This window comes from Pantoea sp. SOD02 (genome assembly GCF_024707505.1).
In the GTDB taxonomy this organism is placed as follows: domain Bacteria; phylum Pseudomonadota; class Gammaproteobacteria; order Enterobacterales; family Enterobacteriaceae; genus Pantoea; species Pantoea symbiotica.
Window position 1 is genome coordinate 961,297 of the sequence record NZ_CP102604.1, and the last position, 15,221, is coordinate 976,517.

The window sequence follows — 15,221 nt, forward strand, 5'->3', positions numbered from 1 at the left end:
GATGGATTTGGTTAGTTTTAATCAGTTGTTACCCGAAGCCGCACAGGCGGCGATTGCCCACTGCGTGGCGATTCCCGGCTGGCAACAGGCGCTGGTGGCGGCACGGCCTTATGCCGACGTTGCGGCTTTGCAGGCAGAAGCCGATCGCCTGGCGCAGTTTTGGCAAGCCGCTGAGCTTGAGCAGGCGCTGAGTGCCCATCCGCGCATTGGCGACAAAGTGGCGGGCGCGGACAAAGAGGCCACGCTGTCGCGCAGTGAGCAGTCGGCGATGCAGCAAGCGGACGGCGCGCTGCAACTGGCGATGCTGGCGGGCAATCAAACCTATGAGCAGCGCTTTGGCCGGGTGTTTCTGATTCGCGCCAAAGGGCGCAGCGGCGAAGAGATGCTGGCGGAATTGCAGCGTCGGCTTAACAACGATGCAGCGAGTGAACAGCGTGAAGCGCTGGCGCAGCTGCGAGAAATTACCCTGTTGCGGCTGAAGGAGAGCATCACATGAGCACCATTACGACGCATATTCTCGATACCGCGCTGGGCAAACCGGCGATCGGCGTGGCGGTTTCGCTCGAGCAGAACAGCCCGGAAGGCTGGCTGCCGCTGGTGGAAGGCAAAACCGACAGCGACGGACGCATTAAAGATCTGACGCCCGAACCGCTGGCACCGGGTCATTATCGTTTGACGGCAGAGATCGGCGACTATTTTGCTGCCGAAGGGCGCGATGCGCTTTACGTGAGCGCGCAGATCGATTTCGTGATTGGTGCCACAGGCAGCCATTATCATCTGCCGTTTCTCATCTCGCCGTGGTCATGGTCAACCTATCGCGGCAGCTGATTGTAGGGGGCGCATTCATGCGCACCAGGTCGCCATAAATGGCAACCCTACGGGATTTGTAGCGATGGATAGTCAAAAAAATGCATAGTTGCTGCAGCGTGGGTGTTGAGGCGACATCCCAACACGCTGAGCGAATGAGGGATTCCAGGACGAGCCGCATGGATGCGGCGAGAGGTGGCGCTGAGCAGGAGCGAATAGCCACCGGTCCGTCAGGAATCGTGAATGAGTGAAGGCACCGCGCAGCGGCGGGTTGGGCTGACGCAAGGCCCGGGAGTGCAGAGGGCGCGGCCAGGCGTCCTCTGCTCGGTCGCCGCATGAAGTTACTGCAACTGCCTCAGAAAATGGCGAACGAAAGTCGCTCCGCGCTTAACCGAGCGGCATTACGCCATTCATGGCGACCTGTTTTTGCGAAGCGCATCACGCGCTGCGCTTGAAAGCCAGTAACTATCAAAACCTTCGGTTCATCCAAATATATTCTTGGCTAAAGTGCAGCTAATCTTAGTCGCATATTAGAAAGCAATGTGAAGCCAATGGAGCCGATAAACATGAGCACGCACGACAATAACGATAATGCAGCAGCCGCAGGCAAGTGCCCCTTTCATCACGGGGCGTCTGAAGAGAAAAGTGTTCTGGCGCGTGGCGCCGGTGGCGGGACATCCAACCGCGACTGGTGGCCCAATATGTTACGCGTCGACCTGTTAAACCAGCACTCCAACCGTTCCAACCCGCTCAGTGACAACTTCAACTACCGCGACGAATTCAGCAAGCTGGATTACTCCGCATTAAAAGCCGATATCCGCGCACTTCTCACCGATTCGCAATCCTGGTGGCCAGCCGACTGGGGCAGCTATATTGGGCTGTTCATTCGCATGGCGTGGCACAGCGCGGGTACCTATCGCACCATCGATGGTCGCGGCGGTTCAGGTCGTGGTCAGCAGCGTTTCGCTCCGCTGAACTCGTGGCCAGATAACGTCAGCCTCGATAAAGCGCGTCGCCTGCTGTGGCCGGTGAAGCAGAAATACGGTCAGAAAATTTCCTGGGCCGATCTTTACATTCTGGCGGGCAACGTCTCGCTGGAAAACGCGGGCTTCCGCACCTTCGGCTTTGGTGCCGGTCGCGAAGACGTGTGGGAACCGGATATGGATGTGGATTGGGGCCATGAAACTGAATGGCTGGCGCATCGCCATCCAGAAGCGCTTGCCAATGCACCGCTGGGCGCCACCGAAATGGGTCTGATTTACGTTAACCCGGAAGGTCCGGAAGCCAGCGGCGATCCGAAATCAGCTGCTCCAGCGATTCGTGCCACCTTCGGCAACATGGGCATGAACGACGAAGAGATCGTGGCGCTGATTGCTGGTGGCCATACCTTGGGTAAAACTCACGGCGCGGCAGAAGCCAGCCACGTTGGCGTGGATCCTGAAGAGTCACCGATTGAAGCGCAGGGCCTTGGCTGGACCAGCAGCTACGGCAGCGGCGTAGGTAAAGATGCCATCACTTCGGGTCTGGAAGTGGTGTGGACGCAAACCCCAACGCAGTGGAGCAATTACTTCTTCGAGAACCTGTTCAAATACGAATGGGTACAGACGCACAGTCCAGCGGGCGCGATCCAGTTCGAAGCGGTTGATGCGGAAGCGATTATCCCGGATCCGTTTGATCCGGAGAAAAAACGTAAACCGACCATGTTGGTAACCGATCTGACGCTGCGTTTTGACGAAGAGTTTAGCAAGATTTCGCGCCGCTTCCTCAACGATCCGCAGGCGTTCAATGAAGCCTTTGCCCGCGCGTGGTTCAAACTGACGCACCGCGATATGGGACCAAAAGCGCGTTACATCGGTCCGGAAGTGCCGAAGGAAGATCTGCTGTGGCAGGATCCGTTACCGCAGGCGATTCATCAGCCAACGCCTGCTGATATCAGCGAGATTAAAGCGCGCATTGCTGCTTCAGGTTTGAGCGTCAGCCAGCTGGTTTCAGTGGCCTGGGCTTCAGCATCGACCTTCCGTGGCGGTGACAAACGTGGCGGCGCCAACGGTGCACGTCTGGCATTAGCGCCGCAGAAAGATTGGGCGGTGAATGCCAGTGTAATCAATGATGTGCTGCCAACCTTGCAGAAGATTCAGCAGGAATCCGGCAAAGCGTCGCTGGCTGATGTGATTGTGCTGGCGGGTAGCGTAGGTATCGAACTGGCCGCTTCAGCCGCTGGCGTGGCAACGCAAGTGCCATTTACGCCGGGCCGTGTTGATGCGCGTCAGGATCAAACCGACGTTGAGTCGTTCAATTTCCTGCAGCCGCTGGCCGATGGTTTCCGCAACTATCGTCGCAGCCCGAAAGGTTCTTCAACCGAAACGCTGTTGTTAGACAAAGCACAGCAGCTGACGCTGAGCGCGCCAGAATTGACGGTGCTGATTGGTGGGCTGCGCGTATTGGGCACCAACTTCGACGGCGGCCAGCACGGCGTGTTCACCGATCGCGTTGGCGTGCTGAGCAATGACTTCTTCGTCAATCTGCTCGACATGCGCACCGCGTGGAAAGCCACCGACGAGAGCGAAGAGCTGTTTGAAGGCCGCGATCGTCTGAACGGTGAAGTTAAGTTCAGTGCCACACGTGCCGACTTAGTGTTTGGATCGAACGCTATTCTGCGCGCACTGGCTGAGGTATATGCCAGCAGCGATGCGAAGCAGAAGTTCGTGACCGACTTCGTCGCCGCATGGACCAAAGTGATGAATCTGGATCGCTTCGAGCTGTAATCTACGCAATCAAAAATAAACCCCGGCTTGCCGGGGTTATGCCGCTCAGTTAAACATTAATTAGCATATGTATGCAGGTGCGCATGAATGCGCACCCTACGAAAAACGCGCCAATCCTTTGTAGGGTCGCCATTTATGGTGACCTAAAAACGCTTAACTGACGAGCATTACGGCTTGCCGGTTTTTTTTATTACTTCAGCGTATAACCATCCGCATCGCGCCACGCTGGGAAGCGTTCGCGGTAGGCTTGCAGCTCTTCCAGCGAGAGCTCTGCATCAAGACGTGCGCGTGCAAAAGGCTCGCCGCTCGCCATAATCTCACCCAGCGGCGAAATAATCCGGCTGTCGCCACTGTATTGATGTTGATTGCCATCGCTGCCGACACGGTTGCAACCGGCGACGTAAGCCTGATTTTCAATCGCACGTGCTAACAGCAACGACTGCCAGTGCAGCGCACGCGGAGCCGGCCAGTTGGCGACATAGAGCGCCAGATCGTAATCGTTGTGGTTGCGAGAGAACACCGGGAAGCGCAGGTCGTAGCAAATTTGCGGCAGAATACGCCAGCCGCGCCACTCAAACACTTCGCGCGTTTCACCCGCCACATAGTGCTGATGCTCATTGGCCATGCGGAACAGATGACGTTTGTCGTACTGATGCAGCGTGCCGTTCGGCTCGACCAGCAAGAAGCGGTTCACCGCGCCTTTTTCCGTCTGGATCGCCGCACTGCCGCCGACTAGCGCGTTGCTGGTTTGTGCGTGCGCGTGCAGCCAGGCGACGACTTCATCCTGCGGCAGCGAACTTTCGGCGGCCTCCATGGCGAAACCGGTGGTGAACATCTCCGGCAGCAGAATGATGTCGCGGCCTTCAATGCCTTTCAGCACGCCATCGAAGTGACGCAGGTTAGCTGCGCCATCCATCCAGCTCAGGGTTTCCTGCAGAACGGTAATTTTCAAAGCTGACATAAGCGCTCCGCAGCGGCGTCGAGCGTCGCTTCCTGTTTGGCAAAGCACAGGCGAATCAGCTTGTGCGGGAAGGCATCGGCGCAGAATACCGACAGCGGAATCGCCGCCACGCCGACTTCTTTGGTCAGCATCTGGCAGAAACTCACGTCATCCAGATCGGAAATCGCGCTGTAATCGACCAGCAGGAAGTAAGTGCCTTCACACGGCAGCACTTTGAAACGGCTGGCGGAGAGCTTCTGAATAAAGCGATCGCGGCGTGCGCGGTAGAATTCCGGCAGTTCACGATAGTGCTCAGGCTCCTGACGCAGCATATCGGCAATCGCCAGCTGTGCTGGCGTATTCACCGAGAAGGTCAGATATTGATGCACTTTACGGATTTCAGCACTGATCGCCGCCGGTGCGATGCAGTAACCTACTTTCCAGCCGGTCATGTGGAAGGTCTTGCCAAATGACGATACCGCAATCGAACGCTGACGCAGTTCAGCATGCGCCAACACGCTGGCGTGGCCCGCTTCGGCGAAACAGATGTGCTCATACACTTCGTCGCTCAGCACATAAATTTCCTGCTCAGCAATCGCCTGCCACAGTTCGGCATAATCGCTTTTGCGCCACACCGTGGCGGACGGATTGTGCGGCGTATTGAGAATCACTAAGCGGGTTTTGCTGCTCAGCAGGCTGCGGAATTCGCGCCAGTCAACGCGGAAACTCGGTGGCTGCAGGGCGATGCGTTTCAACACGCCCCCCGCCAACTGCACGGCAGGCGCGTAGCTGTCGTAGCTTGGGTCGAAGCAGATCACTTCGTCTCCGGCACGCACCAATGCGGTAATTGCGGCGTAGAGCGCTTCGGTCGCGCCTGCGGTGATGGTGATATCGCTGTTGACGTCAGGCGTGTGGCCGTAAAGCGCAGCGGTTTTCTCAACAATCGCTTCACGCAGTGGCAGTACACCGATCATCGGTGCATATTGGTTGGCGCCCTGGCTGACGTGATGCGCCAGGCGCTGCTGCAAATAGCGCGGACCGTCAAAATCGGGAAAGCCTTGCGAAAGGTTGATGGCGTTGTGCTGCTGCGCTAACGCGCTCATTTGCGTAAAGATGGTGGTGCCGAGCGCCGGTAATTTGCTCTCGGGGATCAGGTTGTGCTGCGTCATTGTTTTGTGGCCTTAAGCGCGAATGTCGTTGCGGAGAAACCCTGTGTTGCTGCCACTATAAACAGGATGTTAACATTTGGCAATCGAGACGCTTAGACGTCTAAACTAACCTGCGGAGCCTGTATATCGCTATGACGGATTTTCTTCCACTGGAACATTTAGTGGCCGCCTGCCACTGGATTGGTGGCAAAGGCTGGGCACCCGCAACCGGCGGTAATATGTCGGTGCGGCAGGACGCGGAGTATTGTCTGCTGAGTGCGTCCGGCAAAGATAAAGGCAGCCTGACGCGTGATGATTTTATCCAGGTTGAGATCGCCACCAACGCGGTGCCATCGGGGCGCACGCCATCGGCGGAAACCGGCCTGCATACCCTGATTTACCGTCTTTTTCCGCAGGCGGGCGCGGTGTTGCATACGCATACGGTTAACTCGACGGTGCTGTCGCGAGTGGAGAAGGGCGATGCATTGCTGCTCAGCGGCTATGAGATGCAGAAAACCCTGGCCGGGCAGCAGACGCATCTGAATACCGTCGCCATCCCCATGTTCGATAACGATCAGGACATTTCGGCGCTGGCGCAGCGTATCGAAGCTTTTGCCGCCGATACGCCGCTGCAATATGGTTTTCTGCTGCGCGGCCACGGTTTGACCTGCTGGGGCAAGGACGTGAACGAAGCGCGTCGCCATCTGGAAGGTTTGGAATTTCTGTTTGAATGTGAGCTGCAACGTCGCCTGCTGGAGGCCAAATGATTCGCGCCATTGTTACCGATATTGAAGGCACCACTAGCGATATCCAGTTTGTACATCAGGTGTTATTCCCTTATGCGCGCCAGCATTTAGCAGCGTATGTGCGGGAAAATCACGCGGATGAAAACGTCGCCGCCGCACTCAACGCGGTGCGTGAAGAGTCTGGTGCGCCTCAGGCCTCGCTGGAGGAGCTGATTACCACGCTCACGAATTATATCGATCAGGATCGCAAGTCGCCGGGCCTCAAAGCCTTGCAGGGCATGATTTGGCGCGCCGGCTACGTGGAAGGCCAGTTCACCGGCCACCTTTACCCCGATGTGCTGCCGGCTTTTGAGCGCTGGCAGCAGCAGGGGATTGGCCTGTATGTTTATTCCTCGGGATCGGTCGCCGCGCAAAAACTGTTATTTGGCTACAGTGATGAAGGTGATTTAACCTCGCTGTTCAGCGGCTATTTTGATACCGGCGTCGGCGCGAAACGTGAAGCGCAATCGTATCGCAATATCGCAGAAAAAATCGGCCTTGCGCCTGCGTCATTGCTGTTCCTGTCAGATATTCATCAGGAGCTGGATGCAGCAGCGGATGCGGGCTGGCATACCGTGCAGTTAATTCGTGGCGAGGCGGACAACGCCAGTCGCCATCACCAGGTCAACGATTTTTCCCAGATTAAACCGGAGTCGATTTAACATGAGTGCACTGACCATTTTTACCGATACCGAAGCCCATCAACCGGTGTGGCACAGCACCGATGCCGAGGCGATTCGCGATCGTCTCAACGCGAAAAACGTGCGCTTTGAACGCTGGGAAGCCGATCGCGATCTGGGTGCGAATCCCGATGCAGAGACGGTGATCAAGGCCTATCAACATGCGATTGATCGTCTGGTGGCCGAGAAGGGCTATCAGAGCTGGGATGTGCTGAGCATGCGTGCGGATAATCCGCAGAAAGAGGTGCTGCGCACCAAGTTCCTCAACGAACATACGCACAGCGAAGATGAAGTGCGTTTCTTCGTTGAAGGTTCAGGGCTGTTCTGTCTGCATCTGGATGGTGAGGTGTATCAGATTTTGTGTGAGAAGAATGATCTGATCTCAGTGCCGGCTGGCACAGCGCACTGGTTTGATATGGGTTCTGAGCCGCACTTTACCGCGATCCGTATTTTCGATAATCAGGAAGGTTGGGTCGCGAATTTCACCGGCGACAAGATTGCCGATGCGTATCCGCGCTTGGCGTGATTGTAGGGTCGTCATTCATGACGACCTTTTTATCAACCGCACATTACCCATTCCCCTACGGCTGAAAAATCCCCTCATGAACTTGCGCTGGCGTCACCACGCCAGTATCCAGCACCCAACCGCTAATCAACGCCGCTGGCGTCACATCAAAGGCTGGGTTATAGACTGCCGCATTCTCCGGTGCCCACTGCACGCTACCAAAACTGCCTGATACGCCGGTCACTTCGCTGGCGGCACGCTGCTCTATAGGAATGGCATCGCCGTTCGGACATTGACGATCCAGCGTGGTGTGCGGTGCGGCGACGTAGAACGGAATGCGGTGATAGTGCGCCAGCACGGCCAGGCTATAGGTGCCAATCTTGTTGGCGACATCACCGTTCGCCGCGATACGATCCGCACCGACCCAAATGGCATCGACCACGCCGCGCGCCATTAAACTGGCGGCCATTGAGTCGGTAATCAGCTGATAAGGAATGTTCAGTTCACCCAGTTCCCACGCGGTTAAGCGACCACCTTGCAGCAGCGGTCGTGTCTCATCTACCCAGACATTTTTCACCAGGCCTTGTTGATGAGCGTAGGAGATGACGCCGAGCGCAGTGCCGACGCCGGCAGTCGCCAGCCCGCCGGTATTGCAGTGCGTCAGCAGTTGGCTGCCCGGTTTCACCAGCGTGCTACCCGCACGCGCGATGTTGTCACACAGTTGCTTATCTTCGGCCACCAGACGCAGCGCTTCGCCGCTCAACGCCGCGACGAAATCACTTTCGGCCAACGCCACTTTCATGCGATCCAGGTTATTCATCAGGTTCACAGCTGTTGGGCGCGCTGCGCGCAGCACCTCCAGCGCCGCCGCTAATTCCGTGCGCGCTGCGCCTTGCTCGCCCAGCAGCGCCAGCAACAAACTGGCGGAGAGGCCAATCAGTGGCGCACCGCGCACGCGCAAGGCGTGAATGTGTTCAACCAACTGCGCGACGCTGTGCGCAGGCAGCCAGTTTTGTTGCTGTGGCAGCGCCTGCTGGTCAAGGATCCACAGTTGATTATCGTTGACCTCAAGGCTGGTGGTACGAAGTGTTTGCATGGTGTGAAATCCCTGTTGCGTTAATGCTGGCTATTGTGCCAACATGCGTAACGGATGTATAGACGTCTGAACGGCTTATTACTATCGATAATCGAGGAACAGGCAATGTCGCAATACCGTACGTTCAATGCTGCCGATGCTGTGGAATATGCGAAACAATTTGGCGGCGTGGACGATCCGTCTGCGCTGGTGCGCGCCGAAGAGATCGGTGATGGCAACCTTAACCTGGTGTTTAAGATTTTCGATAACCAAGGCCGCAGTCGCGTGGTGGTGAAGCAGGCATTGCCGTATGTGCGCTGCGTCGGCGAATCCTGGCCGTTGACGCTGGATCGCGCGCGTCTCGAAGCGCAGACGTTGATTGAACACTACAAACATTGCCCGCAGCACACTGTCAACGTCACCCATTACGATGCCGAACTGGCGGTGATGGCGATGGAAGATCTCTCCAGCCACCGTATTTGGCGCAGCGAGCTGGTGAAGGGCGCTTATTACCCGCAGGCCGGCCGCCAGGTTGGCGAGTATCTGGCGCAGACGCTGTTCCATACCTCTGATTTCTTCCTGCATCCGCATAAGAAAAAAGCCGAAGTGGCGCGTTTCATTAATCCGGAAATGTGCGAAATCACTGAAGACTTATTCTTCAACGATCCGTTTATCGATCATGAGCGCAATAAATATCCTGCGGCGCTGGAATCGCTGGTGGTCAGCCTGCGTAGCGACGATGCGCTAAAAATCGCCGTGGCCGGCCTCAAGCATCGCTTCTTCGCCGATGCGGAAGCATTGCTGCATGGCGATGTGCATAGCGGTTCGATCTTTGTCGCCGATGGCAGCCTGAAAGTGATTGATGCGGAGTTCGGTTACTTTGGGCCGATTGGTTTTGACGTTGGCAGCGCGATTGGCAACTTGCTGATTAATTACTGCTGCCTGCCGGGCCTGATGGCACCGCGTGAGGCGGCAGAAGGGCGTGAACGTCGTCTGAGCGATGTACAGGAAGTGTGCAATCAATTTGCCAGCCGCTTTGTGGAATTGGCAAAAGAGAAAACCCGCGATGTGGCGCTGGCTTATCCCGGTTATGCCGAATCCTTCCTGCGCAAAGTGTGGCGCGATACCTTGGGTTACTGCGGTACTGAGTTGATCCGCCGCACGGTGGGGATGTCTCACGTTGCGGACTTCAAACAGATCGAAGATCAGACCATGCGCACCGAGTGCATTCGCAGCTGTATCACGCTGGGTCGCACGCTGATTCTGGCTGCCGATCATATTGCCGATGTGGATGCGCTGATTGCGCGGATTCGTCAGGCGGGTTAATGCTGGTGTCGGGAAATCAAGCAGGGGCTGCAGAATAACCGGCTGATGCTGCGCAGCAAAAAACCGGAGATGGAGCGTCAGGAGCTTTGGGGCGTGCTGCTTGCGTATAATCTGGTGAGATATCAGATGATAAAAATGGCGTCGACGCTTAAGGGATACTGGCCTAATCAGCTGAGCTTCAGCGAGTCTGCGGCCTGGGTAATGAAGCTGCTCTGGACGCTTGAGGGCGCGTTACCGGGGCGGATCCCGGAACTGGTGAAAAATGTGGGCGCGATAGCGCAGATAGTCAAACTGCCGGGGCGACGGGAGAGGTCGTTCCCGAGAGTGGAGAAAGAGAGGCCCTGGAAGTACCCGACAGCCAAAAGAAAAAATGCCAGTCAGGCTTAACTGACTGGCATTAGCCCCGTTTCCGGGGCTTTTTTTATTTCACGTTTAAGTCGATGCTAAAAACATCAGCGCTTGCGATCATTTTGTCACGTTCAGACTGTGGCAATGCATAAAATTCTTCGAAGTTCATTGGAAAAACTTTATTTGCTGAGTGAAAGTTAATTACTAACGGATTACGCAGAAGGACGTTCGTTCCATGCGTCCGTGTACTGGATATTACCATCCACAATACGCCAGGTGATTTTTTCATACTGCAGGCTGACGCTTTCCGTGTGGTTCAGCTTGTCATTGCCCGACAGTTTTGTGTTGGCCACGCCGCAGTTAACGCCGGTGACTTTCACGTTTTCCATCAGCACGGTGTAATAGCACACCTCTTGGCCCGCATCGCTGATGTTGTAGAAACGAATTTCGGCGCTTTTCAGCGTCTGGCCGGTGGCCGCTGCTTTATAGAGATAAGGCGTTGAGCTATCCATCTCTTTCTCGATCATCATTGATGAATGCTGGCGCGTGCCGGTTATTTTGCCGTTAGCGGTGTCTACCGGCAGGTTAATACCGTGGCTCAGGCCGATAATTTCAATGCTGCCTTCACGTTCGTGAACATCGACAGAACCTCTAATATCCGCGCCACCATCGTCTTTAAGCCACATATACGGAGGAATTGGCATTTATTTGCTCCTTATTTTTTTGATTAACTTCATTGTTAAAATGTAAATAACAACCGTGATGGGAATCACTGTGCATACGGACATGTAGAAATAGATGTCGTAAAAACGATCCGCTCCAATCTCTTCATTCCCGTAGATCATTTGGCCGATTTTCAAGGCTAATTGTTCGTTAAACCATAACTCTGGCGGGCCCAGAGTACGGGCGACAACGAGCATCAGCGCGAGAAAAAAAGCGACTTTGGCCGCTCTACGGGCAAGTGTTTGAATAACCACCGGCAACCACCTCAATGTATCCGCGCGCCATTAAATTTTTCATGCAAGGAACCGAGATCGGCGCTGTTCTCAGAAGGGCATTACGAATTAGCGCATAGTCTGAATTAAGGTGGAGAGTTATACATCCTTCAGATACGCGGCCGGGATGGAGGCGAAATAATCCGCGTTTGACGTCATTAATCCACGTTTCATCATCAATGCTCAGATCGTCACGATATAAAGCAAACCATTCGTCGCGATCAAATTCAGCACCGTTAAAAACGCGGTTATATAAATCCTGTGACTTTGCCTTAGCCCATGAAAGCAGGCCACCCCTCCCACGCTCAACAATCCAGTATTTACCCGGTGGGATAGGCCCAACGTTTGGGACGGCCATACATGCAGGAATATTTCTGTAGGCACCTTTCCCGGAAAACGCCATGAAGACGCCCACGCCATACAGATTCAACGGCACGAAATCTGCGCCGTTCAAAATCATCTTACCGATAATTGGCATCGTTAATCCCTAACCTTTAATCCATGTAGTAACTGATGTTTATGTTACATCCCTCAGATTGTCAGGACCAAAAATAATTAGAGTTGGTAATCAATACAGCTTTTACGATCACGCTTTGCTATTGGCGTTGTTAAAACAATAACGAGAGATATAGAATCTCAACGAACAACCCCCCTTTCGCGCAAGACGTGCGACACAAACAGGATATTCGTTATGTCGCAGACGCTGACCGATCAGGATTTTAAGAACGCCGCCACCAAACTCAGCTGCAGTGAAGCCGCCGTGCGCGCCGTCGCCGAAGTAGAGAGCTCCGGTATCGGGAAATCAAGCAGGGGCTGCAGAATAACCGGCTGACGCTGCGCAGCAAAAAACCGGAGATTGTGCGTCAGGAGCAGTGGGGCGTGCTGCTTGCGTATAATCTGGTGAGATATCAGATGATAAAAATGGCGTCGACGCTTAAGGGATACTGGCCTAATCAGCTGAGCTTCAGCGAGTCTGCAGCCTGGGTAATGAAGCTGCTCTGGACGCTTGAGGGCGCGTTACCGGGGCGGATCCTGGAACTGGTGAAAAATGTGGGCGCGATGGCGCAGATAGTCAAACTGCCGGGGCGACGGGAGAGGTCGTTCCCGAGAGTGGTGAAAGAGAGGCCCTGGAAGTACCCGACAGCCAAAAGAAAAAATGCCAGTCAGGCTTAACTGACTGGCATTACTCCCTGCGGAGGCTTTTGTGTTTTAGGCGGCTTCACTGGCTCGCGAATTGGTTTTCGTCTGCGGCTTTGGCACTGCCAGCGCTTCCGGCGCGAAATCATCGACGTTAATCGCTTTCAGGCGGCTGGCTTCAGCACGGATCAGCACCTGCGCTTCGCTCTCATCAATCCAGCCCTCTTTCAGACCACGCTGCGCCAGCGCATCCAGACGGGTGAACGACAGGTGTTTTTTCTGCTGCTGGCACAGACGATCGTGAATCACTTCGGCGGCCATCACATCCTGCAGCGCCTGCTCCAGCTGACCCGCAGGATTATGTGCGCTTGGTGCCAGATACTGGCCACGGCCCAAGCGGGTACGCGTCGCGGAAGGCAGTTGCAGCAGTTTCGCCAGTTTGTGATCCAGTTTATCGGACGGTGCCGGGCAGTGATGACCACCGGCGAAAATCACCAATCGCAGCGCACCGGCCACCATGCGGTTCGGGAAGTTACGCAGCAAATCATCCATCGCCACTTCGGCCTGATGCAGCGCATCCTGCACGCCCCAATGTACCAGCGGCAAATCAGCTTCGTTGCGGCCTTCGTCCTCATAGCGTTTCAAGGTGGCCGACGCCAGATACATCTGACTCAACACATCGCCGAGACGCGCCGAGATGCGTTCACGACGTTTCAGGCTGCCGCCCAGCACCGCCATCGACACATCTGACAGCAGCGCGAGGTTGGCACTCAAACGGTTGATATGCTGATAGTAGCGGCGCGTGGCGTCGCGGGTTGGCGTGGCGCTGGTGCGACCGCCGGTTAAGCCCAGCCACAGGCTGCGCACTTTATTGCTGCCAACGTGGCCGATATGGCTGAATAGCGCGCGATCAAAAGTCACTAAATCATTTTTCGCTGCGGCATTCATCTCTTCCAGCACCCAAGGATGGCAACGGATGGCGCCCTGGCCGAAGATGATCATGCTACGCGTCAGGATGTTAGCGCCTTCTACGGTGATGGCGATCGGTGCGCCCTGATAAGCACGCGCCAGGAAGTTGTTTTCGCCCAGCATAATGCCTTTACCGCCAGCGATATCCATCGCGTCGATAATGGCGCGCTGACCGCGATGGGTGCAGTGATACTTCACAATCGCCGACAGCACCGCCGGTTTTTCACCGAGCATAATGCCGCTAGTGATCAGCGTCGCGGCAGCATCCATCACGTAGGCATTACCGGCAATGCGCGCCAGCGGCTCTTCAATCCCTTCCATTTTGCCGATAGAGACTTTGAACTGACGGCGAATGTGCGCATATGCACCGGTCGCCAGCGCAATGCTTTTCACGCTGCCGGTTGAGTTTGAAGGCAGCGTAATACCACGACCAACGGACAAACATTCCACCAGCATGCGCCAGCCTTGACCGGCCATTGACGGGCCGCCAATGATGAAATCGATCGGTACAAAAATGTCTTTACCGCGCGTCGGACCGTTCTGGAACGGCACGTTCAGCGGGAAGTGGCGCTGGCCAATCTCCACGCCAGGCGTGTGCGTCGGGATCAGTGCGCAAGTGATGCCGAGCTCTTCGGTATCGCCCAGCAGATGATCCGGATCGGAGAGTTTGAACGCCAGACCCAACACGGTGGCGATTGGTGCCAGCGTGATATAGCGCTTGTTCCAGGTGAGGCGCATGCCCAGCACTTGCTGACCTTGCCATTCACCCATACATACCACGCCGGTATCGGGAATCGCGCCGGCATCCGACCCCGCTTCCGGGCTGGTCAACGCAAAGCAAGGGATCTCATCACCGCGCGCCAGACGCGGCAGGTAATGATCTTTCTGCTCATCGGTACCGTAATGTTGCAGCAGTTCGCCTGGGCCGAGTGAGTTGGGGACGCCGACGGTGATCGCCAGAATGCCAGAGACGCCCGCCAGCTTCTGCAGCACACGCGCCTGCGCATAAGCGGAGAACTCGAGGCCTCCATACTCTTTCTTGATGATCATGGCGAAGAAGCGATGCTGTTTCAGATACGCCCACAACTCCGGTGGCAGATCGGCCATTTCATGGGTGATTTCGAAGTCATTTGCCATGCGGCACGCTTCTTCCACCGGCCCATCAATAAAGGCTTGCTCCTCTTCGGTCAGGCGCGGCTGCGGGTAGTTATGCAGCTTCTGCCAGTCCGGTTTGCCGCGGAACAGATCGCCTTCCCACCAAGTGGTGCCGGCGTCGATCGCCTCTTTTTCGGTACGTGACATCGGCGGCATCACTTTCTGGAAGCTGTGCAGCGCCGGTTTCGAGAACATGCTGCGGCGCATCATTGGCAGGTTGAACGGCAGCAGAATGATTGCCAGCGGCAGCAGCATCCACGGTGTCCACACGTCAGCGGCCGCCAGCGCGCCAGTCCACAGCAGCAGAATCACGCTGCTCAGCTGAAGAGAAATTTGGTGGTAGAACAACACGCTAAGCAGGATTAGCGTCGCAACGATTGAGGCAACCAACATAATGAACCACTCCATAAGTAGTAAGAGGTCTGACCTGTTATGGGTGTAGGTTTAGAATATGGGGCAAAATTTATCAATCTGTTTACATCGCAATTACAACACATCTCACAAATTCGTTGCACGATGCGCAACAACTGCCAAACTTCCTCAAAGCGCCGCGCTTTTACTGAATGCAGGCGCTTTGCGGCGTAGC

At 55.7% G+C, this 15,221-nt stretch carries 14 protein-coding genes and 2 pseudogenes; 10 read left to right on the top strand and 6 right to left on the bottom strand.

What is annotated here, in order from left to right:
• Position 1: 1 nt before the first annotated feature.
• The 3 genes from uraD to katG all read left to right on the top strand — a co-directional run bounded on the left by uraD (position 2) and on the right by katG (position 3,572).
• Positions 2-496, top strand: coding sequence for a 2-oxo-4-hydroxy-4-carboxy-5-ureidoimidazoline decarboxylase (gene uraD / locus NR302_RS04345; protein WP_154195076.1), 495 nt, complete (start codon positions 2-4; stop codon positions 494-496).
• Positions 493-828, top strand: coding sequence for a hydroxyisourate hydrolase (gene uraH, locus NR302_RS04350; RefSeq protein ID WP_008105232.1), 336 nt, complete (start codon positions 493-495; stop codon positions 826-828). Before uraD ends, uraH begins: the two co-directional genes overlap by 4 nt.
• Before the next feature lie 545 nt (positions 829-1,373).
• The gene (gene katG / locus NR302_RS04355; RefSeq protein WP_258144649.1) at positions 1,374-3,572 is read left to right on the top strand and encodes a catalase/peroxidase HPI; all 2,199 of its coding nucleotides are present in this window, start codon (positions 1,374-1,376) and stop codon (positions 3,570-3,572) included.
• Positions 3,573-3,762: 190 nt separating this feature from the next.
• Here the strand turns inward: katG and NR302_RS04360 are convergent, their stop codons facing one another.
• The gene (locus NR302_RS04360; protein ID WP_258144650.1) at positions 3,763-4,533 is read right to left on the bottom strand and encodes an amidohydrolase; all 771 of its coding nucleotides are present in this window, start codon (positions 4,531-4,533) and stop codon (positions 3,763-3,765) included.
• Positions 4,521-5,681: a pyridoxal phosphate-dependent aminotransferase gene (locus tag NR302_RS04365; protein WP_258144651.1), complete on the bottom strand. Its 1,161-nt coding sequence runs from the start codon at positions 5,679-5,681 to the stop codon at positions 4,521-4,523. The genes NR302_RS04360 and NR302_RS04365 overlap by 13 nt, the downstream gene beginning before the upstream one ends.
• 131 nt (positions 5,682-5,812) lie before the next feature.
• Here NR302_RS04365 and NR302_RS04370 point away from each other — a divergent pair, with 131 nt between their 5' ends.
• Genes NR302_RS04370 through NR302_RS04380 form a run of 3 tightly spaced genes read left to right on the top strand, consistent with a single transcriptional unit; the run spans position 5,813 to position 7,651 of the window.
• Positions 5,813-6,427 (top strand): methylthioribulose 1-phosphate dehydratase, encoded by a 615-nt coding sequence (locus tag NR302_RS04370; RefSeq protein ID WP_258144652.1) that lies wholly within the window; start codon positions 5,813-5,815, stop codon positions 6,425-6,427.
• On the top strand, positions 6,424-7,107 hold the full coding sequence (gene mtnC / locus NR302_RS04375; protein ID WP_258144653.1) for an acireductone synthase: 684 nt from the start codon (positions 6,424-6,426) through the stop codon (positions 7,105-7,107). Before NR302_RS04370 ends, mtnC begins: the two co-directional genes overlap by 4 nt.
• Position 7,108: 1 nt before the next feature.
• Entirely contained in the window at positions 7,109-7,651 is a 543-nt protein-coding gene (locus NR302_RS04380; protein WP_258144654.1) for an acireductone dioxygenase, read from the top strand.
• A 55-nt stretch (positions 7,652-7,706) separates the two neighbouring features.
• On the opposite strand, the gene mtnA is transcribed toward NR302_RS04380, so the two are convergent.
• Complete coding sequence (mtnA, locus tag NR302_RS04385) at positions 7,707-8,726, bottom strand: S-methyl-5-thioribose-1-phosphate isomerase (protein ID WP_258144655.1); 1,020 nt, start codon at positions 8,724-8,726, stop codon at positions 7,707-7,709.
• A gap of 105 nt (positions 8,727-8,831) precedes the next feature.
• Here mtnA and mtnK point away from each other — a divergent pair, with 105 nt between their 5' ends.
• Both mtnK and NR302_RS04395 read left to right on the top strand, forming a co-directional pair.
• A complete protein-coding gene (gene mtnK, locus NR302_RS04390) occupies positions 8,832-10,031 on the top strand; it encodes an S-methyl-5-thioribose kinase (protein WP_258144656.1) in 1,200 nt (399 codons plus the stop codon).
• A gap of 9 nt (positions 10,032-10,040) precedes the next feature.
• Positions 10,041-10,418, top strand: a pseudogene (locus NR302_RS04395) (IS4 family transposase); the annotation flags it as partial.
• Positions 10,419-10,591: 173 nt separating this feature from the next.
• Here the strand turns inward: NR302_RS04395 and NR302_RS04400 are convergent.
• Positions 10,592-11,083 (bottom strand): type VI secretion system tube protein TssD, encoded by a 492-nt coding sequence (locus NR302_RS04400; RefSeq protein ID WP_258144657.1) that lies wholly within the window; start codon positions 11,081-11,083, stop codon positions 10,592-10,594.
• A 247-nt stretch (positions 11,084-11,330) separates the two neighbouring features.
• Complete coding sequence (locus NR302_RS04405) at positions 11,331-11,852, bottom strand: DUF2778 domain-containing protein (RefSeq protein WP_258144658.1); 522 nt, start codon at positions 11,850-11,852, stop codon at positions 11,331-11,333.
• Positions 11,853-12,065: 213 nt separating this feature from the next.
• Here NR302_RS04405 and NR302_RS04410 point away from each other — a divergent pair, with 213 nt between their 5' ends.
• Together NR302_RS04410 and NR302_RS04415 are read left to right on the top strand one after the other, a co-directional pair.
• A complete protein-coding gene (locus tag NR302_RS04410) occupies positions 12,066-12,206 on the top strand; it encodes a hypothetical protein (RefSeq protein WP_256695706.1) in 141 nt (46 codons plus the stop codon).
• Positions 12,158-12,547: pseudogene (locus tag NR302_RS04415) on the top strand (IS4 family transposase); the annotation flags it as partial. The gene NR302_RS04410 and the pseudogene NR302_RS04415, both read left to right, overlap by 49 nt.
• Before the next feature lie 36 nt (positions 12,548-12,583).
• On the opposite strand, the gene fadE reads toward NR302_RS04415, so the two are convergent.
• The gene (gene fadE / locus NR302_RS04420) at positions 12,584-15,028 is read right to left on the bottom strand and encodes an acyl-CoA dehydrogenase FadE (protein WP_258144659.1); all 2,445 of its coding nucleotides are present in this window, start codon (positions 15,026-15,028) and stop codon (positions 12,584-12,586) included.
• Positions 15,029-15,221 lie beyond the last annotated feature (193 nt).